This is a genomic window from Citrobacter sp. CFNIH10 (genome assembly GCF_002934585.1).
Lineage (GTDB): Bacteria > Pseudomonadota > Gammaproteobacteria > Enterobacterales > Enterobacteriaceae > Citrobacter_A > Citrobacter_A amalonaticus.
This window is the reverse complement of record NZ_CP026213.1, coordinates 144,550-169,139: the sequence shown is the minus strand read 5'-3', so window position 1 is coordinate 169,139 and position 24,590 is coordinate 144,550. Positions and strand designations below refer to the sequence as shown.

Annotated in this window: 26 protein-coding genes and 8 pseudogenes; 18 read left to right on the top strand and 16 right to left on the bottom strand. The window is 52.0% G+C overall.

Features of this window, described 5'->3' with window-relative positions:
- Positions 1-13: 13 nt before the first annotated feature.
- Genes C2U53_RS30670 through C2U53_RS02755 form a run of 6 tightly spaced genes read left to right on the top strand, consistent with a single transcriptional unit; the run spans position 14 to position 4,485 of the window.
- Complete coding sequence (locus tag C2U53_RS30670; RefSeq protein WP_012561180.1) at positions 14-172, top strand: hypothetical protein; 159 nt, start codon at positions 14-16, stop codon at positions 170-172.
- Positions 162-860 carry a virB8 family protein gene (locus C2U53_RS02775; RefSeq protein WP_000646594.1) on the top strand — a complete coding sequence of 233 codons (699 nt, stop codon included), beginning with the start codon at positions 162-164 and terminating at the stop codon, positions 858-860. The genes C2U53_RS30670 and C2U53_RS02775 overlap by 11 nt, the downstream gene beginning before the upstream one ends.
- 10 nt (positions 861-870) lie before the next feature.
- Positions 871-1,755, top strand: coding sequence for a TrbG/VirB9 family P-type conjugative transfer protein (locus C2U53_RS02770; RefSeq protein ID WP_000735066.1), 885 nt, complete (start codon positions 871-873; stop codon positions 1,753-1,755).
- Entirely contained in the window at positions 1,755-2,915 is a 1,161-nt protein-coding gene (gene virB10, locus C2U53_RS02765) for a type IV secretion system protein VirB10 (RefSeq protein WP_000101710.1), read from the top strand. The genes C2U53_RS02770 and virB10 overlap by 1 nt, the downstream gene beginning before the upstream one ends.
- A gap of 41 nt (positions 2,916-2,956) precedes the next feature.
- On the top strand, positions 2,957-3,952 hold the full coding sequence (locus C2U53_RS02760; RefSeq protein ID WP_000128596.1) for an ATPase, T2SS/T4P/T4SS family: 996 nt from the start codon (positions 2,957-2,959) through the stop codon (positions 3,950-3,952).
- Positions 3,952-4,485, top strand: coding sequence for a phospholipase D family protein (locus C2U53_RS02755; RefSeq protein ID WP_000792636.1), 534 nt, complete (start codon positions 3,952-3,954; stop codon positions 4,483-4,485). Before C2U53_RS02760 ends, C2U53_RS02755 begins: the two co-directional genes overlap by 1 nt.
- A 173-nt stretch (positions 4,486-4,658) precedes the next feature.
- Here the strand turns inward: C2U53_RS02755 and C2U53_RS30665 are convergent, their stop codons facing one another.
- The gene (locus C2U53_RS30665; RefSeq protein WP_042345711.1) at positions 4,659-4,886 is read right to left on the bottom strand and encodes a DUF6710 family protein; all 228 of its coding nucleotides are present in this window, start codon (positions 4,884-4,886) and stop codon (positions 4,659-4,661) included.
- A 326-nt stretch (positions 4,887-5,212) separates the two neighbouring features.
- Between C2U53_RS30665 and C2U53_RS02745 the strand changes: the two are divergent.
- Positions 5,213-5,392, top strand: a pseudogene (locus tag C2U53_RS02745) (ArsR/SmtB family transcription factor); the annotation flags it as partial.
- Positions 5,393-5,456: 64 nt separating this feature from the next.
- Positions 5,457-6,017: pseudogene (locus tag C2U53_RS02740) on the top strand (IS6-like element IS26 family transposase); the annotation flags it as partial.
- 19 nt (positions 6,018-6,036) lie between these two features.
- Here the strand turns inward: C2U53_RS02740 and C2U53_RS02735 are convergent.
- Positions 6,037-8,148, bottom strand: a pseudogene (locus C2U53_RS02735) (Tn3-like element Tn3 family transposase); the annotation flags it as partial.
- A 354-nt stretch (positions 8,149-8,502) separates the two neighbouring features.
- On the opposite strand from C2U53_RS02735, the gene C2U53_RS02730 reads away from it, so the two are divergent.
- Entirely contained in the window at positions 8,503-9,822 is a 1,320-nt protein-coding gene (locus C2U53_RS02730; protein WP_004152397.1) for an IS1182-like element ISKpn6 family transposase, read from the top strand.
- 249 nt (positions 9,823-10,071) lie between these two features.
- Here the strand turns inward: C2U53_RS02730 and C2U53_RS02725 are convergent, their stop codons facing one another.
- From C2U53_RS02725 to C2U53_RS02685, 8 genes and pseudogenes are all read right to left on the bottom strand, one after another.
- The gene (locus C2U53_RS02725) at positions 10,072-10,953 is read right to left on the bottom strand and encodes a carbapenem-hydrolyzing class A beta-lactamase KPC-2 (RefSeq protein ID WP_004199234.1); all 882 of its coding nucleotides are present in this window, start codon (positions 10,951-10,953) and stop codon (positions 10,072-10,074) included.
- Positions 10,954-11,339: 386 nt separating this feature from the next.
- Positions 11,340-11,438, bottom strand: a pseudogene (locus C2U53_RS02715) (AAA family ATPase); the annotation flags it as partial.
- Between the two features lie 39 nt (positions 11,439-11,477).
- A complete protein-coding gene (locus C2U53_RS02710; protein ID WP_001067855.1) occupies positions 11,478-12,182 on the bottom strand; it encodes an IS6-like element IS26 family transposase in 705 nt (234 codons plus the stop codon).
- An 11-nt stretch (positions 12,183-12,193) separates the two neighbouring features.
- On the bottom strand, positions 12,194-14,041 hold the full coding sequence (locus C2U53_RS02705; protein WP_246876121.1) for a hypothetical protein: 1,848 nt from the start codon (positions 14,039-14,041) through the stop codon (positions 12,194-12,196).
- Positions 14,041-14,358: a VirB3 family type IV secretion system protein gene (locus tag C2U53_RS02700; RefSeq protein WP_000496058.1), complete on the bottom strand. Its 318-nt coding sequence runs from the start codon at positions 14,356-14,358 to the stop codon at positions 14,041-14,043. Before C2U53_RS02700 ends, C2U53_RS02705 begins: the two co-directional genes overlap by 1 nt.
- A 49-nt stretch (positions 14,359-14,407) precedes the next feature.
- Positions 14,408-14,701 (bottom strand): hypothetical protein, encoded by a 294-nt coding sequence (locus C2U53_RS02695; RefSeq protein ID WP_001749962.1) that lies wholly within the window; start codon positions 14,699-14,701, stop codon positions 14,408-14,410.
- Positions 14,702-14,710: 9 nt separating this feature from the next.
- The gene (korA, locus tag C2U53_RS02690) at positions 14,711-14,992 is read right to left on the bottom strand and encodes a transcriptional repressor KorA (RefSeq protein WP_000440698.1); all 282 of its coding nucleotides are present in this window, start codon (positions 14,990-14,992) and stop codon (positions 14,711-14,713) included.
- Positions 14,993-15,000: 8 nt separating this feature from the next.
- Entirely contained in the window at positions 15,001-15,735 is a 735-nt protein-coding gene (locus C2U53_RS02685; protein ID WP_001749963.1) for a lytic transglycosylase domain-containing protein, read from the bottom strand.
- 108 nt (positions 15,736-15,843) lie between these two features.
- Here C2U53_RS02685 and C2U53_RS02680 point away from each other — a divergent pair, with 108 nt between their 5' ends.
- The 6 genes from C2U53_RS02680 to C2U53_RS02655 are packed head-to-tail and all read left to right on the top strand — an operon-like array spanning position 15,844 to position 18,075.
- Complete coding sequence (locus C2U53_RS02680; RefSeq protein WP_000960954.1) at positions 15,844-16,149, top strand: H-NS family nucleoid-associated regulatory protein; 306 nt, start codon at positions 15,844-15,846, stop codon at positions 16,147-16,149.
- Positions 16,150-16,164: 15 nt separating this feature from the next.
- On the top strand, positions 16,165-16,509 hold the full coding sequence (locus tag C2U53_RS02675; protein WP_001749964.1) for a hypothetical protein: 345 nt from the start codon (positions 16,165-16,167) through the stop codon (positions 16,507-16,509).
- Positions 16,506-16,820 (top strand): TrbM/KikA/MpfK family conjugal transfer protein, encoded by a 315-nt coding sequence (locus tag C2U53_RS02670; protein WP_001749965.1) that lies wholly within the window; start codon positions 16,506-16,508, stop codon positions 16,818-16,820. The genes C2U53_RS02675 and C2U53_RS02670 overlap by 4 nt, the downstream gene beginning before the upstream one ends.
- Positions 16,821-16,855: 35 nt before the next feature.
- Positions 16,856-17,167 carry a hypothetical protein gene (locus tag C2U53_RS02665; protein WP_001452736.1) on the top strand — a complete coding sequence of 104 codons (312 nt, stop codon included), beginning with the start codon at positions 16,856-16,858 and terminating at the stop codon, positions 17,165-17,167.
- Between the two features lie 55 nt (positions 17,168-17,222).
- Entirely contained in the window at positions 17,223-17,864 is a 642-nt protein-coding gene (locus C2U53_RS02660) for a restriction endonuclease (protein ID WP_024181859.1), read from the top strand.
- Between the two features lie 4 nt (positions 17,865-17,868).
- Positions 17,869-18,075, top strand: a complete 207-nt coding sequence (locus tag C2U53_RS02655) for a hypothetical protein (protein ID WP_001749967.1) — start codon at positions 17,869-17,871, stop codon at positions 18,073-18,075.
- Between the two features lie 10 nt (positions 18,076-18,085).
- Here the strand turns inward: C2U53_RS02655 and C2U53_RS02650 are convergent.
- Positions 18,086-18,358 (bottom strand): annotated as a pseudogene (locus tag C2U53_RS02650) (IS1 family transposase); the annotation flags it as partial.
- Positions 18,359-18,456: 98 nt separating this feature from the next.
- On the opposite strand from C2U53_RS02650, the gene C2U53_RS02645 reads away from it, so the two are divergent.
- A complete protein-coding gene (locus tag C2U53_RS02645) occupies positions 18,457-19,890 on the top strand; it encodes a DNA cytosine methyltransferase (protein ID WP_001288432.1) in 1,434 nt (477 codons plus the stop codon).
- A 33-nt stretch (positions 19,891-19,923) separates the two neighbouring features.
- On the opposite strand, the gene C2U53_RS02640 is transcribed toward C2U53_RS02645, so the two are convergent.
- Positions 19,924-21,132 (bottom strand): type II site-specific deoxyribonuclease, encoded by a 1,209-nt coding sequence (locus C2U53_RS02640; RefSeq protein WP_104445628.1) that lies wholly within the window; start codon positions 21,130-21,132, stop codon positions 19,924-19,926.
- Between the two features lie 61 nt (positions 21,133-21,193).
- On the opposite strand from C2U53_RS02640, the pseudogene C2U53_RS29805 reads away from it, so the two are divergent.
- A pseudogene (locus C2U53_RS29805) lies at positions 21,194-21,259 on the top strand (EAL domain-containing protein); the annotation flags it as partial.
- A 139-nt stretch (positions 21,260-21,398) separates the two neighbouring features.
- On the opposite strand, the gene C2U53_RS02625 reads toward C2U53_RS29805, so the two are convergent.
- From C2U53_RS02625 to dfrA14, 4 genes and pseudogenes are all read right to left on the bottom strand, one after another.
- Positions 21,399-22,163: an IS6-like element IS6100 family transposase gene (locus C2U53_RS02625; protein WP_001389365.1), complete on the bottom strand. Its 765-nt coding sequence runs from the start codon at positions 22,161-22,163 to the stop codon at positions 21,399-21,401.
- A 117-nt stretch (positions 22,164-22,280) separates the two neighbouring features.
- A pseudogene (locus tag C2U53_RS30230) lies at positions 22,281-22,355 on the bottom strand (EAL domain-containing protein); the annotation flags it as partial.
- Positions 22,356-22,458: 103 nt separating this feature from the next.
- Positions 22,459-22,572: pseudogene (mobC, locus tag C2U53_RS30225) on the bottom strand (plasmid mobilization relaxosome protein MobC); the annotation flags it as partial.
- A 220-nt stretch (positions 22,573-22,792) separates the two neighbouring features.
- The gene (gene dfrA14, locus C2U53_RS02610; RefSeq protein ID WP_004201280.1) at positions 22,793-23,266 is read right to left on the bottom strand and encodes a trimethoprim-resistant dihydrofolate reductase DfrA14; all 474 of its coding nucleotides are present in this window, start codon (positions 23,264-23,266) and stop codon (positions 22,793-22,795) included.
- A 155-nt stretch (positions 23,267-23,421) separates the two neighbouring features.
- On the opposite strand from dfrA14, the gene intI1 reads away from it, so the two are divergent.
- A complete protein-coding gene (gene intI1 / locus C2U53_RS02605) occupies positions 23,422-24,435 on the top strand; it encodes a class 1 integron integrase IntI1 (protein ID WP_000845048.1) in 1,014 nt (337 codons plus the stop codon).
- Positions 24,436-24,590: the final 155 nt, after the last annotated feature.

The following is a 24,590-nucleotide window of genomic DNA, read 5'->3' as shown; positions in this document are numbered from 1 at the left end:
TCAACAACCGATAATGGATGCCGTAATGCGCAGCTTATTGCTTATGGGAGTTCTTCTGATTAGCGCCTGTTCCAGCGGGCATAAACCGCCACCGGAGCCGGACTGGAGCAACACCGTTCCAGTAAACAAAACAATCCCGGTTGATACGCAAGGTGGTGCAAATGAAAGCTAATAAAAAAACAGGGCTTACACGTGAAGCCATTAAAGAGTTCAACGAAAGCCGTAAAGGGCTTGAAGTTGATCTGATGGATGAAGTGCTGAAGTCCCGGCGTACCGCCTGGATGGTTGCCACCGGTTCAGCGGTGGTAACTGTTTTTGCACTCTCTTTAGTTGGTTACGTGGTGCATAAGTACAGCCAGCCAATCCCCGCACATCTGCTAACGCTCAACGAGGCCACTCACGAAGTACAGCAGGTCAAGCTGACCCGCGACCAGACCTCTTATGGTGACGAAATTGATAAGTTCTGGCTGACACAATATGTCATTCACCGTGAGAGCTATGACTTCTATTCAGTTCAGGTCGACTATACGGCCGTTGGCTTAATGTCCACGCCGAACGTGGCAGAGTCTTACCAGAGCAAGTTCAAGGGCCGCAACGGTCTTGATAAGGTTCTGGGCGACAGTGAAACGACCCGCGTGAAGATTAACTCTGTGATCCTCGATAAACCGCACGGCGTAGCAACGATACGCTTTACTACGGTTCGCCGCGTGCGCAGCAATCCCGTTGATGATCAGCCGCAGCGCTGGATTGCCATTATGGGGTATGAATATAAATCGCTGGCGATGAATGCTGAGCAGCGTTATGTCAACCCGCTGGGTTTCCGCGTGACGAGTTATCGCGTCAACCCTGAAGTTAACTGAGGGCTGCCCCATGAAAAAACTACTTCTTTCAGCAGTCGTTTTGTCAGTCCTGGGAGGCGCGGCCACTAACGTTATGGCGCTTGAGGTTGGCCGCAATTCTCCTTATGACTATCGCATTAAAAGCGTTGTTTATAACCCTGTTAATGTGGTCAAAATTGACGCTATCGCCGGTGTGGCTACCCACATTGTTGTCGCGCCTGACGAAACCTATATCACTCATGCTTTTGGCGATTCTGAAAGCTGGACGTTTGCGCACAAAATGAACCATTTTTTTGTGAAGCCGAAACAGGCCATGAGTGATACCAACCTGGTGATCGTCACCGATAAGCGCACCTATAACATCGTCCTCCATTTCATCGGTGAAGAAACGAAGAAAAATGCAGACGGTACGGTATCAAAATCCTTTATTGAAACGCCGTGGGCTGTGCGCCAGGCCGTTCTTCAGCTGACCTATGAATATCCGTTTGAGCAGCAGGAAAAAGCCAAAAGCGCGGCTGATAAAAAACGCATTACGCAGAAGCTGAAGCAGACGGCTTTTGCGGGGGCGAAGAACTATCAGTACGTAATGAGCGAACAGCCTGAAATGCGCAGCATCCAGCCGGTTCACGTCTGGGATAACTACCGCTTTACCCGGTTTGAGTTTCCGGCCAATGCGGAGTTACCGCAGGTCTACATGATCTCGGCCAGTGGCAAAGAAACGCTGCCTAACTCTCATGTTGTGGGTGAGAACCGCAACATCATCGAGGTGGAAACCGTCGCTAAAGAGTGGCGTATTCGTCTGGGCGATAAAGTCGTTGGCGTTCGTAATAATAATTTCGCGCCGGGCGCCGGTGCGGTAGCAACCGGTACGGCTTCCCCGGATGTGCGCAGGGTTCAAATTGGGGAGGATAACTGATGGCCCGTAAAAGTGTCGATGTAGATCAGGAACTCGATGAAAACACCGGAGACGGTGAATTTGAAAGCGAGCGTGGCGGATTTAAAGGCAGTAACCGCCGTTCGGCTCCTGGTATGAAAGCCTTTGTCATACTGATGGCGCTGCTTGCTTTGGTATTCATCGGGATTACGGTCATGGGTAAAATTCGCACCCCGGCTAAAGCTGAAGCTGATAAAGACGGTGGTAAAGCGCAACAGGCCAATACACTGCCAAACTACAGCTTTAACAGCGATCCTGATGTTAATAAACCTGCAACTGCGCAGAATAGCGCCACTGATGCCCGTGCTGTGCAGGCTGCCGCACAGGCAGATGCAGATGCGGGCAGCAGCAATACCGCCGCGCGTACCTCTAATAAGCGTAAAGAACCTTCGCCTGAAGAACTGGCTATGCAGCGTCGTCTGGGCGGCGAGCTGGCCCAGACTAATCAGGCGGCTACAAGCAATAGTCCCGGAGTGCAGCCCCAGGACAACGAAACAAGCGAAGGTAGTTCAGCACTCGCTAAAAACCTGACTCCTGCAAGGCTGAAGGCTAGCCGCGCTGGAGTCATGGCTAATCCCAGCCTGACTGTTCCGAAAGGCAAAATGATCCCCTGTGGTACCGGCACCGAGCTGGATACCACTGTTCCGGGTCAGGTTTCCTGCCGGGTTTCACAGGACGTTTACTCAGCTGATGGACTCGTTAGGCTGATTGATAAAGGCTCATGGGTTGACGGGCAGATTACCGGTGGTATCAAAGACGGCCAGGCGCGCGTGTTTGTTCTCTGGGAGCGTATCCGCAATGACCAGGACGGGACAATCGTTAATATTGACAGTGCCGGAACGAACTCACTCGGCAGCGCGGGGATTCCGGGCCAGGTGGATACCCATATGTGGGAGCGTCTGCGTGGTGCGATCATGATTTCGTTGTTCTCTGACACCTTAACGGCGCTGGTTAACCAGACGCAGAGTAATAACATTCAGTACAACAGCACAGAAAACAGCGGTGAGCAGCTGGCGTCTGAAGCACTTCGCTCTTACATGTCTATCCCCCCTACCCTCTACGATCAGCAGGGTGATGCGGTGAGCATTTTTGTTGCCCGCGACCTCGATTTCAGCGGCGTTTATACGCTCGCAGACAACTAAAAAAGTGGGCGCTTAGCGCCCGCTTTTCTTCAGGAGTAATCATGACTGATGCAGCTTTCTATCAACTTGGCCCACTGCGCGAGTATTTAGAAGATCCTACTGTTTTTGAAATTCGCATTAACTGCTTTCAGGAAGTTATCTGTGATACGTTCAGCGGCCGCAGGGTTGTGCAGAACGCGGCAATTACGGCAGATTTTATTAGGAACCTTGCTAAATCGTTGGTGAGCAGCAACAAGCTGACCATGCAGGCCATTAATGACGTGATCCTGCCTGGCGGGATCAGGGGCGTTATCTGTCTGCCCCCTGCGGTGATTGACGGTACAACGGCCGTAGCGTTTCGTAAGGATTTGGCGGCCGATAAAAATCTGGAGCAGCTGACCAGCGAGGGGATTTTCAGTGACTGCCGGAAGATTACCGGCAGCAAGCAAAGCCTAACGGATGATGATTTTTTCCTTAAAGAGCTGCACAGCAGCGAAAAATGGCCCGCATTCCTGCAAACCGCCGTTGAGAAGAAACGCACTATCGTGATCTGCGGTGAAACCGGGTCGGGGAAAACGGTACTCACGCGCGCGCTGTTAAAATCGCTACATAAAGACGAGCGTGTAATTATTTTAGAGGACGTTCACGAAGTCACGGTCGATCACGTTGTAGAAGCCGTTTATATGATGTACGGCGATGCAGGAAAGATCGGCCGCGTCAGCGCCACTGATGCCCTGCGAGCCTGTATGCGTCTGACACCGGGCCGTATCATCATGACTGAGCTTAGGGATGATGCTGCGTGGGATTATCTTAAAGCACTTAATACCGGCCATCCAGGCGGTGTTATGTCAACGCACGCTAACTCTGCGCGCGATGCCTTTAACCGTATTGGGCTGCTTATCAAGGCGACCCCTATCGGCCGTATGCTCGATATGAGCGATATTATGCGAATGCTCTACTCCACCATTGACGTTGTGGTGCATATGGAAAAGCGGAAAATCAAAGAAATTTATTTTGACCCTGAATATAAAATGCAGTGTGTGAACGGGAGCCTGTAATGAAAAACTTAGCAACCTGGCTTCTGGCCGCAGCATTTACGACAGCCGCCCTGCCCGCCTTTGCGGTGGAACCATCCGTTCAGGTTGGCTACTCGCCTGAAGGAAGCGCCCGCGTTCTCGTCCTGAGCGCCATTGACTCCGCAAAAACCTCGATACGGATGATGGCTTATTCTTTTACCGCCCCGGATATTATGAAGGCACTGGTAGCAGCCAAAAAACGGGGAGTTGATGTGAAAATCGTAATTGATGAAAGGGGCAATACGGGGCGCGCCAGCATTGCGGCCATGAACTACATAGCGAACAGCGGCATCCCTTTGCGTACTGACAGTGATTTCCCTATCCAGCATGACAAGGTGATCATCGTGGATAATGTGACCGTTGAAACTGGCAGCTTTAATTTCACCAAAGCGGCCGAAACGAAAAACTCGGAGAATGCGGTGGTGATCTGGAACATGCCTAAGCTCGCTGAATCATTCCTCGAACACTGGCAAGACCGCTGGAATCGGGGGAGAGACTACCGTTCCAGCTACTGAATACTGACCGCCGAAAGGCGGTTTTTTTTGTTCAAAGAAACTGATCTCAGTATCGCGCACGGGGCAGCTGGCCAACGTCGCCGGCATCGCGCCGGCAAAAATCGAAAAACAGAAATATCAGCAAGATAGCTTAAACAGGTGTCGGGAAATTTCGTTGAGATATTTTGAAGGAATCACAGTGTAAGCAGGCGGCCTATTTCAAAAAAGGCGGCTGTACGGTAGTCACTGACTCTCTCGCAGATCTTCCCGCTCATGTACCAGTAATACCCGTCAGTGCTGACAATATCGAGCAAATACCGCATATCATAAACCGTATCGGGTATTACCTCACCCTCACCGGCCAGAACGCCGCTGGCAATAGAATGGTTCCCTCCTCGTACAAAGCCTATCCGCCAGGGCAACCACAAAGTAACGCGGTGGTTAATATCCTGTACCCACGGATTGCCCTTAGCGCTGCCTATATGGGGTCTGAGGTCCAACCATGCGAAAAACCACGTTAAGAAAGCAACCTTCTGAAAAGGCGACGTTTATCAGTTTTTTTTCCGGCCATAAAGGGGGCGGAAATTATTCCCTGCACGGGTATTCGCAAGGATTTCGGTAGTGCTCTGGCTCTGCCCCCCATAACCTGGCGGACAGAGCATGATTGGGAAAGCGGTACCCTCACGGCAGAAACGATTGACGCAGGCTATATTTCTATTATTCTGGAAATATAGATAAAGGAGGTATTATGGATTTAAACACTGCTGCAAACGCACTTCGAGAACTGGGCCACCCGACACGTCTCAGCATATACCGGGAGCTGGTCAGGGCGGGTCATGAAGGCCTGCCGGTTGGCGAACTGCAGAAGCACCTTGAGATTCCTGCCTCCACGCTCAGCCATCATCTTTCAGCGCTGATATCCGCTGGACGGCACTGTTGCAAATAGTCGGTGGTGATAAACTTATCATCCCCTTTTGCTGATGGAGCTGCACATGAACCCATTCAAAGGCCGGCATTTTCAGCGTGACATCATTCTGTGGGCCGTACGCTGGTACTGCAAATACGGCATCAGTTACCGTGAGCTGCAGGAGATGCTGGCTGAACGCGGAGTGAATGTCGATCACTCCACGATTTACCGCTGGGTTCAGCGTTATGCGCCTGAAATGGAAAAACGGCTGCGCTGGTACTGGCGTAACCCTTCCGATCTTTGCCCGTGGCACATGGATGAAACCTACGTGAAGGTCAATGGCCGCTGGGCGTATCTGTACCGGGCCGTCGACAGCCGGGGCCGCACTGTCGATTTTTATCTCTCCTCCCGTCGTAACAGCAAAGCTGCATACCGGTTTCTGGGTAAAATCCTCAACAACGTGAAGAAGTGGCAGATCCCGCGATTCATCAACACGGATAAAGCGCCCGCCTATGGTCGCGCGCTTGCTCTGCTCAAACGCGAAGGCCGGTGCCCGTCTGACGTTGAACACCGACAGATTAAGTACCGGAACAACGTGATTGAATGCGATCATGGCAAACTGAAACGGATAAGGGGTCTGACGCTCAGTGGAACGAAAACTCACGTTAAGCAACGTTTTCTGCCTCTGACGCCTCTTTTAATGGTCTCAGATGTCCTTTGGTCACCAGTTCTGCCAGCGTGAAGGAATAATGGCCGAGCATATTGATATGTCCGTGGCAAAGCGGGGAGAGGCGTGCGATATCTTCATCATTCAGTGTTTCACCCTGCGCCCGGAGATGATCCAGGGCTGCCTGCATATAAATAGTGTTCCATAACACGACGGCGTTAGTGACCAGCCCCAGTGTGCCCAGTTGATCTTCCTGACCGTCGGTATATCGTTTTCTTATCTCACCTTTTTGACCGTGACAGATGGCTCTGGCAACGGCATGGCGACTTTCTCCCCGATTAAGCTGGGTCAGAATGCGCCGGCGGTAATCTTCATCATCAATATAATTAAGCAGATACAGCGTTTTGTTGATGCGCCCCACTTCAATGATTGCCTGAGTCAGTCCGGAAGGACGTTCACTTTTCAGCAATGAACGGACCAGCACTGAAACCTGTACTTTGCCCAGCTTCAGGGAGCCAGCGGTCCGGATCATTTCGTCCCACTGAAGGACTATTTTTCGGGGATCTGATTGCCCTCTGGCAATATCATTCAGCACGCCATAGTCGGCATCATGGTCCATTCGCCAGAAAACCGAAGCACCGGCATCAGCCAGGCGTGGAGAAAACTGGTATCCCAGCAGCCAGAAAAGGCCAAAGACAAGTTCGCTGGCACCTGCTGTATCGGTCATAATTTCGGTTGGATTCAGCCCGGTCTCCTGTTCCAGAAGACCTTCCAGCACAAAGATAGAGTCCCTCAGCGTCCCCGGTATAACGATGCCATGAAAGCCGGAATACTGATCGGACACAAAGTTGTACCAGGTGATCCCTCTGTTATTACCAAAGTATTTGCGGTTCGGTCCGGCATTGATTGTTCTGACTGGCGTAACAAAGCGCATTCCATCTGCAGATGCCACTTCTCCTCCACCCCATATCTGTGCCAGTGGCAGCGTTGCCTGAAAATCAACCAGTCTGGCATTAGCGCTGGTGATAGTTTCAGCCCGCAGATAGTTCGCTTTTGTCCAGTTCAGCCGGTGTCGGGTCAGTGCAGGAACATTTGATCTGATCAGTGGTTCCAGACCGATATTGCAGGCTTCAGCCATCAGCACGGCGCTGATGCTGACGGGCAGATCATCAACTCTGGCACTGGCTTCACTGGCATGGAAAAACTCATCAGCAAATCCGGTATGGGCGTTAATTTCGAGCAGCAACTCCGTTAAATCCACCGGAGGGAGTAGATCACTGATCATTTTGCTCAGTCGTTTCAGACTGTCCGGCTCATCAAGACTGGCGAGGGGAGAAATTGTCAACCGGGGCTTCGGGCCAGAAACATCGAGTTCGACAGCCTCATTTTCGCAAAGACGTGCAGCAACCTGTCTGTAACGACTATCAAGCTGATGACCCAGAGATTTTATTGCTTCCTGCGGGTCTGTCGGGTGCCCCAAAGAACGATAAACCTTAATCCGGTTTGCCTGCCAGTCAGCACCCTGTAGTAATCTTGCACGAGGATCTCCCCACCGGTTACTGCCGGTAACGTAGACATCCCTCCGCCTCAGACTATCCTGCAGTTTACTGAGAAAGCAGAGCGTGTATCCCCTGCGGGTGATATGTTTTTCCTTGTTAATCACCAGCCGTTTCCATGACCGACTGATAATTTCCGTTGGTGCGTCGTCAAAAAACTGCCGCCGTGAGCTGAACTCCCGGCTGAGGTAGTCACAGGCATTCAGAGTGGTAACCCCGGCAGGTGCGGATGAAAATTTAACGGTATTCAGCAGATGGGGCAGGAAACGACGAACGCGCCCGTACTGCTCCACCATTTCTTCATGAAAATTATCGTCTGAGGGCCGGGCAATTTCACGGACAAGCGTGATGATTTCAGCCAGCTTTTGCCTTGGGATGTAGCTGAACACCTCAGCACGAATCGATTCGTCCGGTGTTTCTTCTTTCAGCAGGTACGAACATGCGCTGGCGAGCGCCAATGCAGATTTATCCAGATCCTTCAGCGAGCGGAGCCGTTTTTTCTGCCCAATCTTTCTGGCGTCACGGATGATAACGGCCAGCATGGCGTCCAGAACGGGGGGGTAAGCGGGAACCCCAGAAAATTCCGCCATTCCGCATTGTGGAATTTTTTGGGGGGGTGGTCCGCGGCATGACGACCCGCCAAAGGCTACCGCATCTATCTGAGGCGCTGTGGCGCGACGCTGAAACCCCGGGGAATTCCGCTACTCCAGTTCCAGGTCCGCAATAGTTCGTCCAGGTCGGGTGGCGTACGCCGGAAACGCCGATTTTTCCGCAACCGTTTCTGCGTTGTCGGCAAGGTGGTCTCAGAGAGCGCTCAAGAAGCGGTTTTTCTCGTATGTTTAGCTACGGTGGCCTAGGAGCCTGCGCGGCAGAAGCCAAATCGGCGGAAGATCGAGGACGATACGGGGATGGCTGCCAGTTACCTTCCTTACCGACCCGACCAATCCTATCTGCTGCCCCCTTCTCTGGGAGAGTGGCTACCTGAAGGGCATCTTGCCTACTTCATCAGCGAGACTGTCGATACGCTGGACTTGAGCGCATTCCACGCCCGGTATGCCGGCGGTGGTCCGGGCAATCAGCCGTTTCATCCGGCGATGATGGTCAAAGTGCTGATCTATGGTTACGCGAGCGGCGTCTTCTCTTCGCGCAAACTAGCCAGGAAGCTGTACGAGGATGTCGCGTTGCGTGTGCTGGCCGCTGGAAACTTCCCGGCCCACCGCACGCTGAGTGACTTCCGTGCCCTACACCTGACCGAGCTTGAGAATTTGTTCGTTCAGGTGGTGCAACTGGCGCGCGAATGTGGGCTGGTGAAGCTTGGCACGATCGCGGTCGACGGCACCAAGGTAAAAGCCAACGCCAGCCGCCACAAGGCGATGAGCTATAAGCGCATGAAGCCGGCCGAGGACGAATTGCATTGCGAGATCAAGGCGCTGCTTGATCGCGCCAAGGCTACCGACGACCAGGAGCGTAACGAGCCGGAGCTGGACATTCCTGCCGAGATTTCTCGCCGCGAGAAGCGCCTGGAGGCGATCCAGGCGGCAAAGGCGCGCCTGGAAGCGCGCCAGCGTGAAGCGGACCAGGCCCGGGGGCGCAGCGAAGACGATGGCCGCCGGCCTCGCCATCCGGATGGCTCGGACAAGGGCGGTGGCTCGTACAAACGCGAGTTTGGTGTGCCGGATGACCGTGATCAGGAAAGCTTCACCGATCCGGACAGCCGGATCATGAAACACGCCGGTGGTGGCTCCGAGCAGAGCTACAACGGGTACACAGCGGTCGATGCCGAGCACCAGATCATCGTGGCGGCGGAGTTGACCAACTGCGCCGCGGACAGTCAGGCGCTGCTGGGCATGCTGGCAGCAGTTCAGGCCAACACCGGAGAAATGCCGGCCCAGACGCTGGCGGATGCGGGATTCCGTAGTGAGGCTGTTCTGGCAAAGGTCGCCGATCACCACGGCGATGTCATCGTTGCCCTCGGCCGCGAGGGACGTGAAGATGCCAAGGTCAATGCCAAGACCCATCCGCATACGGCGGCGATTGCGGCGAAATTGAAAACGGAGCAAGGCGATGCAGCTTACCGCCGGCGCAAGTCGATCGTGGAGGCTCCGAATGGTTGGATCAAGGCGGTGATGGGATTGCGTCAGTTCAGCATGAGGGGCCTGGACAAGGTGCAAGCCGAGTGGAAGCTCGTCTGCATGGCGCTAAATCTGAGGCGAATGGCGTATCTGTGAGGGCGAAGGTTAAATGGGGCGGCTCAAATGCACCCCAGTCGTCATAACACGCCGCGCGCCGCAAGATTGGTATCCTTGGCGCCGACGCCTTGCCAATTGCAGAGAGCGCCGCCGCCATCGTCAGTGCTCTACAGAAAACCGGTCACACGGCTCTGCCGCGCAGACTCCTAGCCTAAATGTGACAGTGGTTGGTAATCCATGCCGCCCGCAAGGGCGGCGGTGGTGGGCCAATAGATGATTTTCAGAGCCTTACTGCCCGTTGACGCCCAATCCCTCGAGCGCGAGTCTAGCCGCAGCGGCGATGACGGCCTCGCTGTGCTTGTCATCCTTGTTAGGCGCCCGGGTGTAGACGGCCAACACAATAGGTGCGCGCCCAGTGGGCCAGACGACGGCATAGTCATTTGCCGTGCCATACACTCCGCAGGTTCCGGTTTTGTCTCCGACTGCCCAGTCTGCCGGCACCGCCGCGCGGATGCGGTGGTTGCCGGTCGTGTTTCCCTTTAGCCAATCAACAAACTGCTGCCGCTGCGGCGCAGCCAGTGCAGAGCCCAGTGTCAGTTTTTGTAAGCTTTCCGTCACGGCGCGCGGCGATGAGGTATCGCGCGCATCGCCTGGGATGGCGGAGTTCAGCTCCAGCTCCCAGCGGTCCAGACGGAACGTGGTATCGCCGATAGAGCGCATGAAGGCCGTCAGCCCGGCCGGGCCGCCCAACTCCTTCAGCAACAAATTGGCGGCGGCGTTATCACTGTATTGCACGGCGGCCGCGGACAGCTCCGCCACCGTCATGCCTGTTGTCAGATATTTTTCCGAGATGGGTGACCACGGAACCAGCGCATTTTTGCCGTAACGGATGGGTGTGTCCAGCAAGCCGGCCTGCTGCTGGCTGCGAGCCAGCACAGCGGCAGCAAGAAAGCCCTTGAATGAGCTGCACAGTGGGAAGCGCTCCTCAGCGCGGTAACTTACAGTTGCGCCTGAGCCGGTATCCATCGCGTACACACCGATGGAGCCGCCAAAGTCCTGTTCGAGTTTAGCGAATGGTTCCGCGACGAGGTTGGTCAGCGCGGTGGCAGAAAAGCCAGCCAGCGGCCATGAGAGACAAGACAGCAGAACTAGACGGCGATACAGTGACATCAACGATATTCCTTGTTTGAAGGTGGAGCTAGGTGTAGCGGCCGGATGTAATCAGGCCGCTACAGCTGGGATTATCACCGAGCGGCAAGCCGCTCCCTCTCCAGAGGCTGTAACGGCTGTAACTGCCCCGGATGGGCACACATCGGGTTGGTAAGTCCCTGGCACCACAACGTCCAGCGCTATTGAAAAACGAATCAGGTCGGCGTTCATGGGTCGGCCACCTCGCCTGACCTCGGCATCCACGTTACGGACGGCCTCAGGAAGTCCTGGCCAAGCCCCGACTATTGGGGCGCGAAGATAGCACCGAGGGTACGCCGGTGTCAACACCAACTGAAAACTGACCCACTTTACCCCTGAATCACCAAAGTAATACTGACCCACCTGGATCATTCGGGTTTGGAATTTTTCCTGACCACTCCCGCCTTCCTCTTGTCCTTCAAGCGGTAGCTTTCGCCGCTCAGGGTCAGGATATGGCACTGTTGCAAAGTTAGCGATGAGGCAGCCTTTTGTCTTATTCAAAGGCCTTACATTTCAAAAACTCTGCTTACCAGGCGCATTTCGCCCAGGGGATCACCATAATAAAATGCTGAGGCCTGGCCTTTGCGTAGTGCACGCATCACCTCAATACCTTTGATGGTGGCGTAAGCCGTCTTCATGGATTTAAATCCCAGCGTGGCGCCGATTATCCGTTTCAGTTTGCCATGATCGCATTCAATCACGTTGTTCCGGTACTTAATCTGTCGGTGTTCAACGTCAGACGGGCACCGGCCTTCGCGTTTGAGCAGAGCAAGCGCGCGACCATAGGCGGGCGCTTTATCCGTGTTGATGAATCGCGGGATCTGCCACTTCTTCACGTTGTTGAGGATTTTACCCAGAAACCGGTATGCAGCTTTGCTGTTACGACGGGAGGAGAGATAAAAATCGACAGTGCGGCCCCGGCTGTCGACGGCCCGGTACAGATACGCCCAGCGGCCATTGACCTTCACGTAGGTTTCATCCATGTGCCACGGGCAAAGATCGGAAGGGTTACGCCAGTACCAGCGCAGCCGTTTTTCCATTTCAGGCGCATAACGCTGAACCCAGCGGTAAATCGTGGAGTGATCGACATTCACTCCGCGTTCAGCCAGCATCTCCTGCAGCTCACGGTAACTGATGCCGTATTTGCAGTACCAGCGTACGGCCCACAGAATGATGTCACGCTGAAAATGCCGGCCTTTGAATGGGTTCATGTGCAGCTCCATCAGCAAAAGGGGATGATAAGTTTATCACCACCGACTATTTGCAACAGTGCCACCGCATCAACGCCTTCAGCCAGTTCGGTAGCCATCGTTGCGCTGATAGGCCCGTTATTGGTGGTTTCCACACAAATGCGGAACAGGTTTTTAATGAGGGCAATATTGCGTTTGGTCGGTTCAATCTGAAGCGGGGCAAACCCGGACGGCATACCCTGTTGCAGAACTTTATAGTAGCCACCAACGCTTCGAATGAACGGCTCCATACCGCGGTCACGGTCATAAACAAAAAGCCGCGGGTTGTACTTCATTGACTGCGCCAGCAGGAAGTTAAGCAGCGTGGTTTTACCTTCCCCCGACATACCCGTTATTAACGCATGGCCCAGCGGGCGTTTACCGTAGGAAAGTTCTTCAAGCGGGGTCACATGGAAATTAAAATAGAGTGGCGTACCGCTGATCGTGCGGAACATGGTCAGCGCTGGCCCCCACGGGTTATTGTCAGGCTTGCCACGCATAAAATTGTGGAACGGGCTGAAGTGCAGGAAGTTCCATGAGTTTATCGGAACCGGGCGCGGCGCCCATTTCTGGTTGCCAGGCAGTCTCGCATAATATGCAGCCTCAGAGGCCAGGCTGATAGTCCCGCCAACCACGCCACAGCCGGTTAGCATAACCTTCACACGACGCGCTTTGCGCTGTACCGCGTTTTGGTCATTATCCCAGACATGCACGGTTCCATGATGGTAGCCCATCACGAACTCTCTGGACGTCAGCATATCGAGCGCAGTACCAAGCTGTGCCAGCTGGCTTTGCGCACGGTCGCGCGTTTCCTGCAAAGATTTTTCCTGATGCGTCAGAAACGTTTTAGCTGAAGATTCAGAGAGGCAAGAAAAACTCTGCGTCAGAAGGTATTCAAAATCGGCTTCTTTAAGCATGTTAAGCTGGCCTGGCTCTGTATCTTCTTCGTATTCACGAAATTCAATGCCGGTGGTATAGAAGTTGTGATCTACCGTTCTGATCTGGACAACATCCCCCCACAGGGAGCTAACAGGGCGGTTGTCCATGATGTACTCACGGATACGATCACGGCAAACAGGCACGATGGCCCATTCCATATTTGCGAGGAAATAAAGGAACTCCAGCGCTTTTGAATAAGCGTGAGCCTGCGAAGGTTCAGGCTCGTTGCGTTCGATAACAATGGCTTCGTCAAAAATGTCTGATTCATCGACTTCAGCAAGTTCTTCACGTTCTTTTTTATCAGGCGCAGGAATTTCAACACCGCGTTTGTCACGATAATAGATACCCAACTGCTGAATGCCATACGGCTTCATTGCTTCCAGGATTTGTTCAGAAATATCTTCCAGACCTTCAAGCGCCTCATTCTGCATTTGCTGAATTTCGTCACGAGTCGGCTTTTCAAATTTCGCCAGAAACTTCTGTGTTTTATCCCCTACCTGTTTGTAAATAACGGTCAGATAAAGGTCATTAATCAGCTGCTTGGAATCACCGTGCAGCTTACGGTTATATTGATCAACATAAGCAGGGAAAAAATGGTCATACTCACCATCCGGGTACTCTTTAGCCTCATGGTGATATTCATGCGTCCACAGCTCTACATGGTCTGTTCCGAAGCTCTTGACCAGCGTATTAAGGTCTTTATGCCAGGTGACCAGTTCCCGATCTGATGCGCAGTCATGTGTGCGGCCATCCAGCTTGAAAAAAGCCATCAGATCGCCGTTTTCCATCGAAATCACGTAATCATTGAGGTGATAAGAATAGGGCAAATACTTTTTATTTACTGATGGCTCCTTACGGTAGGCATCAATTTTTTTTGGCTTCGTAGCGGTGGCAGCTCTCATTATTTTAAACCCTTACGTTTGTAGTCAACAGAGGAATAAGACGATCCTCCCCACTGCTTAAACGGAGAATCAAACCAATTACTGAATTTGGTTTTCAACCACAGGCCCATAATTCGAAACATGCGGTCGTCATATTTTGTTAATGCAGCTGAAGGAATCCACAAAAAGACGAACACCAGAATCGCCCACATATGAATAATCATAAAAAGCGAGGCAGAAATCATGAATATCATCATAGCTACATTACGTGGTACACCCAGCGCGCGAGGTAAGCGAGTCGCACCTTTGAAAAGCGGTCTTTTCCCGTCAACGAACATCTTTGTAGTCCTCACTTTGGGGGACAAAAGTCCCCCCTTTTCGCGTTGTTCAGCTTCCTACGCCCGTCAGGGAAACCAGAAATGATGCAGAACCAATACCAATCAGCGAGATTACGATACGAGGAATAAAGCTGGCTGGGATTACGTGAAGCATCCACATAAAGCAACTAACCATGATCGCAATAGCACAACCAATTGGAATCCATGTGCTCAACCACGTCTGGATTGATGTAGCGGTTGATTCACCAGTATCGGTGCCAGCGGCCAGCGCAATTTGCGGCAGGGCAATGGACAAAACGCCCATAACTACCGCAGGGCCATACTTCTTAAACAACGTGGTCATACTTTCTCCTTACTCACTATCTTCTGTTGATTGCAGATTTAACCGGCATTCTTCAACGCCACACTTATCTTTCAAAAACTCTGCCAGTAGCCTTAAATCAGCCCAGGTTCGTAGCTCATGCTCTTTGTTAACCCTAATGGAACATGCGATCTGGCCCAGCTGTTCATCGTCTATCTGAAAAACGGGATACCACTTCTTTAATGAAACCCGTTCTATCGTTACCTCCTTCACTTTTCCTGCTTCAAATAGCTCCAGGATCTGTGATTGCAATACAAGGTACAAACGTTCCATCCATAACCTCATTCCCCCTTCGCTGTTTCCTGTCTGGTTAAAAAGGCATCCGTATTATTTCGGCTGAAGGCATCGCCATCACCCGAACCAAAAACATCTTGTTCACCGTCATACTGCGGCGCCGTACTTTTTGCCTGCTGAGGCTCAGTCGCGGTGCTGTCCTCACTGGTCTGGCCGTCAGGTAGCAGCGTAGGGATTTTCAAATCAGTTGATTGACGCGCCACGTTGATAACTTTCGTGACATACCCGTTAGAAATCCCGTTTGTGAGTGAGCCGGTGTTGTAGCAGGAAAGCGCGTGTCTCAGCGCAACCTGCCCGGCTGGGTAGGATTTCAGGGCGCTATCATAACAGGCTTTAAGGATGGTCTGGCTCGCCCGCAGGTTGATGCAGGGTTTGAAAATATCGTCAACCGAAAGACCCAGGCCCACTAAATTATTTGAGTTAATTTGTGCAAGGCCCATATCAAAACTTTTATTATCCTTCAGCAGAACTTTCGCAACGCTGACGGCCTCAGCTTCAGTACGCGGTTGCTGTTTTAACTGAATACTACCGTTAATATTGATCCTGTACGGCCCATTTGAGGACTCATGGCCGACGATGTACGCCATCGTTAAGGGTGAAACATCAGGCGCACATCTCTGCGCAAGCCTGGCAACTTCATCGGAGGCAGGCGCAGCACTGGCACGGCCAGCACAAGCAAGGCAGGCCAGAGCGAGAACCAGGAGTTTTGGATGTTTACTCATTTATGTTTCACCGCGTAATTGTAATTTCGACGACTTTTGTTTATGATAAGGGCTAATGAGATCGTGTCAAGAAGAAACGAAAAGAAAACCGCTGAAGGAAGGAAGGTGATGCTGGTTCCCCTGAAATCAGAAAAACGACCAAAAGGCGAACCCGTGTATCGTGACCCGGATAACCCTTTTAATACGTGGACTGGTATAGGGAAGCGCCCGGCCTGGCTAACTGCAAAATTGGACGCTGGCATTAGCCTGGAAGCCATGAAGATGCAGGGCGTAGCCAACCCCAGAGAACATAGACCAGCAAAATACCGCGACCCCAGGAACGCAGAAAATACCTGGTCCGGGACTGGCCGCCGACCCACATGGCTCAAAGAGCTGCTTGATAGTGGTTTATCACTTGATGATCTGAAGATATAACCGGAGGGTATAAAAATGGGCGAACTTATTGATTTTGCGGAAAGGCAAAAAAGCAGAAGGAAGAAAAAGGCATCTTCCATTCCGCCCATTTTTAGAAAATTTCGTGTCCATGCGATCAGGTTACTCGCCAGCATCATCAAATCCGGCTCTTATTCAGTTGCTTATATTGTTAAGAAAATTACAGGAAAGTTAATCAAGTTTTACACAATTTTAACGATTTTCGTTTTTGTTGTCGAATATATTGCAGGCGATATAGGTTACAAATCTATTTATAACGCAGCGTTATTATTAATATTGCTTACCGTTATCAACATTCTGGCGAGTGTATATCTGAACAAACTGTTAAGGACAAAACAATGAAGAAACTCTTAATACCTCTGATAGCAGCTGGTAGTCTGCTTTATATTCCTGCCAGCCATGCTGAAGATCCCTGCAAAGTTATTATGTGCATGGCGGGCAAGCTCACCGGCGATAGCGGCGGAAGCGAGTGTAACAGTGCTGAAGCTGCTTTCTTCAATATCGTTAAAAAGAACAAGCACGGCTTTTTACCCAACCACACGAAGGATGCCAGGAAGGCTTTTCTTAATGAATGCCCGGATAATGGCGAAGGTGGAAGTAACCAGTCGATGATAAGCCAGATCATAAGTAAATACGGGAAAGTTCGCTTATAGGCGAACTAGGAATAATCTCAATTTAAGGAGCCAACGTGAAAAAAATAATATTAAGTGCATTAGCCTGTACAGCTCTCTTAACTGGTTGCGTCAGCCAGGATAAAGGTAATGCGATGCAGAGCCAGCTGAATAACCAGCAACGCCAGATTAACGAATTATCCGTTCGTTTGCAGTCTGCGGAGTCCCGGCTATCAAAGCAGGAAGAAAAGCTGCGCAACGAACTGCTGCAATCCAGCGGCTATTGCTATCTGAATGGCGCCCGCTACTCGACCGGCACCGTACTTTACGGGCGGATTTGCCAGAATCAGTCAGGCAGCGCTTCGTGGCAGGTATACAGCCGTCGCTAAACACCAGGGCGGTTTAACCGCCCTTTTCTTTACCCTCAGAAAGCCCACTATGACCATGATCCCCTTCCCCACTACAGAAAACCTTATTCTATGGGCTTGCAGCGCCATCGCACTGCTTGCCGTTGTATTCTTCCGGCGTTCAGTACGGCACAGGCGACACAAAAGGAAGCAGCAAAGTGCGCGGCGGGTGCTGGAGCGCATAAAGACGTTGCCGGGCTTCCCACAAAAAATTGACTACCTGAGGAAAATTGATCCTTTTGTGTTTGAAGAACTGTTGCTGGAAGGATTTGAAGCGCATGGCTTCAGAACCATCAGAAACAAACGCTATACCGGCGATGGAGGCATTGACGGCCAGGTAATAATAGGAAAATATCGCTATCTTATTCAGGCTAAACGCTATCGCGGCCATATTGCTTTACAGCACGTACAGGAGTTCGAGAAGTTGCTTAAACGTCATAACTGTCGCGGTCTGTTTTGCCATACCGGGAAAACCGGCGCAGGTTCAAAATCTGTCAGTATTGCCAGTGAACGGATGGAGATTATCAGCGGCCAGCGCCTGATAGATTTGCTCACGCCCGGCAGCTCCTTCACTATCGCAACCGCCCCGCAGACGATGATGAAGCGTACCGCAGCAACACTAGAAACGAGCACCATTGTTAAAGATGCCGGTAAAGAAAATCGATACCATGAGAGTTAATTAAATGAAGTCAGTAACTATAGAAGCAAAAACATTTGCTGAAATGTTAGGAATAACAGAAGGTGAGTTAATCTTTGCCATTAAGAAAACTGGCACATTCAAAAACAAGACCATCCCACAACCTCATGAGCCACATAAATCAAATAATAGATTTTTATATTCAGACGTAATGAGGTTTATAGAATCACTAAAAGACAAAGAGAACCGGTAATGACTCCAACTTACTGATAGTGTTTTATGTTCAGATAATGCCCGATGACCTTGTCATGCAGCTCCACCGATTTTGAGAACGACAGTGACTTCCGTCCCAGCCTTGCCAGATGTTGTCTCAGATTCAGGTTATGTCGCTCAATGCGCTGAGTGTAACGCTTGCTGATAACGTGCAGCTTTCCCTTCAGGCGGGGTTCATACAGCGGCCAGCCATCCGTCATCCATACCACGACCTCAAAGGCCGACAGCAGGCCCAGAAGACGCTCCAGCGTGGCCAACGTGCGTTACCTAACAATAAACCTGTTTAAATATCCAGATAAAAACATTCAATCTGGGTCAAATGAGTGATACAGTTTCACCCATAAGACCCAATGGAGGCAATATGTCTGAATTTGAATTACTGGCGCAGGATCTGCTTGAGAAAGCAGAAGCGGAAGAACAACTGCGACAGGAAAATGATAAAAAGCTGCTCGGGCAGGTGCTGGAAATCTATGACCAGAAGTACGTGGCTGAACTGCTTAGAAAAGTTGGTAAAAATGAGTGGAGTCGCGAGACTCTTAATCGCTGGATTAATGGTAAGTGCTCACCTAAGACGCTGACGTTAGCCGAAGAGGAACTTCTACGAAAAATGCTTCCGGAAGCGCCTGCACATCACCCTGACTATGCCTTCCGGTTTATTGACCTGTTTGCTGGGATTGGAGGTATACGGAAGGGCTTCGAAACCATCGGTGGCCAGTGCGTTTTTACCAGTGAATGGAATAAAGAGGCTGTGCGCACATATAAAGCTAACTGGTTTAACGATGCTCAGGAACACACTTTCAATCTCGATATTCGTGAAGTCACGCTCAGTGATAAACCTGAAGTACCTGAAAACGATGCCTATGCTTACATTAATGAGCATGTGCCGGATCATGATGTACTTCTAGCAGGTTTCCCCTGTCAACCGTTTAGCCTTGCGGGCGTAAGCAAGAAAAACTCGCTCGGGCGCGCGCATGGTTTCGAATGTGAGGCTCAGGGAACGCTTTTCTTCGATGTGGCGCGTATTATCCGCGCAAAAAAACCTGCCATCTTTGTTCTTGAAAACGTTAAAAACCTGAAGAGCCATGACAAGGGTAAAACCTTTAAAGTCATCATGGATACCCTCGACGAACTGGGCTATGAAGTTGCGGATGCAGCTGAGATGGGCAAAAACGATCCTAAAGTTATCGACGGAAAGCACTTTTTACCTCAGCACCGAGAACGTATCGTTTTGGTCGGTTTCCGCCGTGATCTGAACATTCACCAGGGCTTTACCCTGCGCGATATTAGTCGTTTTTATCCGGAACAGCGTCCGTCATTTGGCGAACTGCTGGAACCCGTGGTTGACAGCAAATATATACTGACGCCGAAACTCTGGGAGTATCTCTATAACTACGCCAAAAAGCACGCAGCTAAGGGTAACGGATTCGGTTTTGGCCTCGTTAATCCTGAAAATAAAGAAAGCATTGCCCGTACGCTTTCTGCTCGCTATCACAAAGACGGGTCTGAAATTCTGATAGACCGTGGCTGGGATATGGCCACAGGTGAAACAGACTTCGCGAACGAAGAAAATCAGGCGCATCGGCCCCGCAGGCTGACTCCGCGAGAGTGCGCGCGCCTTATGGGTTTTGAAAAAGTAGATGGCAGGCCTTTTCGCATTCCTGTGTCAGACACTCAGTCGTACAGGCAGTTCGGTAACTCCGTAGTGGTGCCCGTGTTTGAAGCCGTAGCCAAACTGCTTGAACCTTATATCCTGAAAGCGGTTAATGCCGATTCGTGCAAGGTTGAACGAATCTGATCGCTCCTCCCGGTATTTATGCCGGGAGATAATCTATGGAATATCTGCGTAAAGCCCTGTCAGCTCAGCAATAAACGCACCTAGCGTCATTAGCTCAGCTCTCACCGCCTCCGGGTATTTTTTGTGCAGAGATGATGGCACGACCAATCTGACACCCGACTCCCGCATCTCCCGATATTGAGCCAGAGAAACTCCCTCCTGGAGTGTAAACAGATGCACCTGATGAATTTTATCGGCCTCATTCAGTATCTGACGCCAGCGATCCTTACAGGTAGTCTTGACTGCCAGCATGCGCAGATTTTCTACGGGAAACTCAGTATCGTGGTAAGCCCCTGCGGAAGGGAAAAGGAAATCGGGTTTTTTATTACCTTCTGTGATGGCCTGCGTCGCAAAGTGTCGCAGGCCGTGCTCAATGAATAGATGCTCCAGGTGCAGTTCCAGCGACTTCCCGGATCTGGATTTACGGCGATTGCTGACAGAATTGGCCAGCGCAATAAATTCATCCACAGAGCCAAATCCTTTCCGGATGATATCCAGAACATGCAGTTCCTCAACCAATAGAAATATGTCGTACTCCACGCGCCGGCGGTCAAGAAGTTGCTCATCCGGATCAAGGGAATTTTTCACATAATGGCTGGCTGCATACTGAATAATTTCACTTCCCGACGGAAAGCGCAGGTGCCAGTCTTCAGGTAGAATATATTTATGATTTACTGGCGCTTGCTGTAGAGATAGTCCGCCTAGAATCTGTCCTGCGGGGCCGGATATAAGCGCTCCGGGTATAACTTCACCAATAGCGGTCTCAATGACGTCCTCTTCATCAGTGCTGGCGCATACCCAAATATTTACTTCCTTACAGTCCCCCCCTTGCTCATCAAGCTTGAAAGCCAGGAGCGTCAGAGCCCCTGTATTTTCAGGATCCTGAAGTGGGCTGCCTCTACCCCAGCGGGTAATCCTTTTTTCATTCCGGGTTTTACCAAAATGACGGCTGTTATAATAAATTGCCCTGGCTTCGCTGTCAGGGCAATCATGCGATGACACATGTGCGGTGAGAAAAACCGAAGGGTTCAGTTCACGGGTATGGTTGATAGACGGAAAGAGTTTTTCAACGATACCTGAAGGGATATAAAGCCCTACCTGGTGACCACCTGTTGCGCCGGTATCGTTGGCGGAAAGGCGTTTGATGTAGACGAAGTAATTCTCACATGCGATCTCAAGTAGCCAGTTGTGGAAAACCGACATAAGCATCCCCTGTTACCCTGAAACTCTACTCACCATTTTTTCATGATTATATACAAACAGTGTCATTTTCAGAAGACGACTGCACCAGTTGATTGGGCGTAATGGCTGTTGTGCAGCCAGCTCCTGACAGTTCAATATCAGAAGTGATCTGCACCAATCTCGACTATGCTCAATACTCGTGTGCACCAAAGCGAGGTGAGCATGGCGACGGAGGCTCTGTTGCAAAGATTGGCGGCAGTCAGAGGTAGGCTGTCGCTCTGCGCCGATCAGGCGGCTGCTGCGAAATGGTGGTTGAGCATGCCCATGGCCTCCGTCAGCGCCGAGGGCCCAATGCCAAAAGCTCTCTCCACAAGGCGCACCTCGCCCCTGATGCCGGGCTGCAGGCACCAGGGGCGAGCCTGTCCTTTGCGCAGGGCTCGCATGACTTCGAATCCCTTGATCGTGGCATAGGCCGTGGGGATCGATTTGAAACCGCGCACCGGCTTGATCAGTATCTTGAGCTTTCCGTGATCGGCCTCGATCACGTTATTGAGATACTTCACCTGCCGGTGGGCCGTCTCCCGGTCCAGCTTTCCTTCGCGCTTCAATTCGGTGATCGCTGCACCATAGCTCGGCGCTTTGTCGGTATTGAGCGTGGCAGGCTTTTCCCAGTGCTTCAGGCCTCGCAGGGCCTTGCCCAGGAACCGCTTCGCTGCCTTGGCGCTGCGGGTCGGCGACAGGTAGAAATCGATCGTGTCGCCCCGCTTGTCGACTGCCCGGTACAGGTAGGTCCACTTGCCCCGCACCTTGACGTAGGTTTCATCCAGGCGCCAGCTCGGATCAAAGCCACGCCGCCAGAACCAGCGCAGCCGCTTCTCCATCTCCGGGGCGTAGCACTGGACCCAGCGATAGATCGTCGTATGGTCGACCGAAATGCCGCGTTCCGCCAGCATTTCCTCAAGGTCGCGATAGCTGATCGGATAGCGACAATACCAGCGCACCGCCCACAGGATCACATCACCCTGGAAATGGCGCCACTTGAAATCCGTCATCGTTCCGTCCGTCCAATCTCCGCCAAGCATGCTCAAGCTTCACGATTTTTGCAACAGAGCCCACACGAGTATTGAGCATAGTCGAGATTGGTGCAGATCACTTCTGATATTGAACTGTCAGGAGCTGGCTGCACAACAGCCATTACGCCCAATCAACTGGTGCAGTCGTCTTCTGAAAATGACAATCGTGCCACCGGCTCCAGGTCTTATCGAACAGCTCAGACACATGGTCCAAATGCTGGTCGATCCGTTCGGCCAGTTTTTCGATGGCCTCTTGCTTGAGCTTGTCACTTTCCCTGAACTCGATGTTCAAGGCCCTGGCCACCTGGTTGAGGTTCCGGCCGATAGCTCCAAGCTGCCGGCACGATTCCCGTACGGTGTTCACTTCTTCATCAGTGAGGACCGGCATCCGGTTCAACGACCGCAGTCATTTCTGTACCTAAACAGTCCTGCGAATATGTGAGTTTTGACCTAATGAGCCACAAAAACTCATTTTCGCCCACGATAATTTTTCTACTTCCTTTCTTTGGAATGCTCATTTCAATATTCACATAACGTCGCTATCAATCGCGGAAAAGGCGTAGTGCGCGAAGCGAACGAAGCTTTTTGCCGTCGATTGCATAGCTTTGTTAACCCTTTTTCCAAATTTGATAGCAATAGTTAATGTTTGAAGTAAAGTGTTGCTCAAAAACAACTTCGAAGGTATTTGGAATACTCGGGAAGAAAACATCCCCCTCTGGCTCGATGTCGATCGTCGATAAGTGGAGCGTAGAGGCCATGGGTAATGTTTCTCGGTAAATTTCTCCGCCACCAGACACTATAACGTGACCGGTGAATTCAGCTAGCCTGTCCATGGCCTCTTCGATTGACTGAAATACAACTACATTGTCATCATTTGATGTCCAACCTGAGCGGGTAACGACCGCGTATTTCCTATTGGGGAGTGCGCCCATAGATTCAAACGTCTTGCGACCCACCAGAAGCCACTGATTGTAGGTCAATGCTTTAAAAAGTAGCTGCTCCCCTTTCGCGGACCAGGGTATGTCTGGACCGCAACCAATCACGCCGTTTTTCGCTTTCGCAGCCATCAATGATACTTTCAAGGTTCTCATCCTGGGTTAACTTTGTTTTAGGGCGACTGCCCTGCTGCGTAACATCGTTGCTGCTCCATAACATCAAACATCGACCCACGGCGTAACGCGCTTGCTGCTTGGATGCCCGAGGCATAGACTGTACAAAAAAACAGTCATAACAAGCCATGAAAACCGCCACTGCGCCGTTACCACCGCTGCGTTCGGTCAAGGTTCTGGACCAGTTGCGTGAGCGCATACGCTACTTGCATTACAGTTTACGAACCGAACAGGCTTATGTCCACTGGGTTCGTGCCTTCATCCGTTTCCACGGTGTGCGTCACCCGGCAACCTTGGGCAGCAGCGAAGTCGAGGCATTTCTGTCCTGGCTGGCGAACGAGCGCAAGGTTTCGGTCTCCACGCATCGTCAGGCATTGGCGGCCTTGCTGTTCTTCTACGGCAAGGTGCTGTGCACGGATCTGCCCTGGCTTCAGGAGATCGGAAGACCTCGGCCGTCGCGGCGCTTGCCGGTGGTGCTGACCCCGGATGAAGTGGTTCGCATCCTCGGTTTTCTGGAAGGCGAGCATCGTTTGTTCGCCCAGCTTCTGTATGGAACGGGCATGCGGATCAGTGAGGGTTTGCAACTGCGGGTCAAGGATCTGGATTTCGATCACGGCACGATCATCGTGCGGGAGGGCAAGGGCTCCAAGGATCGGGCCTTGATGTTACCCGAGAGCTTGGCACCCAGCCTGCGCGAGCAGCTGTCGCGTGCACGGGCATGGTGGCTGAAGGACCAGGCCGAGGGCCGCAGCGGCGTTGCGCTTCCCGACGCCCTTGAGCGGAAGTATCCGCGCGCCGGGCATTCCTGGCCGTGGTTCTGGGTTTTTGCGCAGCACACGCATTCGACCGATCCACGGAGCGGTGTCGTGCGTCGCCATCACATGTATGACCAGACCTTTCAGCGCGCCTTCAAACGTGCCGTAGAACAAGCAGGCATCACGAAGCCCGCCACACCGCACACCCTCCGCCACTCGTTCGCGACGGCCTTGCTCCGCAGCGGTTACGACATTCGAACCGTGCAGGATCTGCTCGGCCATTCCGACGTCTCTACGACGATGATTTACACGCATGTGCTGAAAGTTGGCGGTGCCGGAGTGCGCTCACCGCTTGATGCGCTGCCGCCCCTCACTAGTGAGAGGTAGGGCAGCGCAAGTCAATCCTGGCGGATTCACTACCCCTGCGCGAAGGCCATCGGTGCCGCATCGAACGGCCGGTTGCGGAAAGTCCTCCCTGCGTCCGCTGATGGCCGGCAGCAGCCCGTCGTTGCCTGATGGATCCAACCCCTCCGCTGCTATAG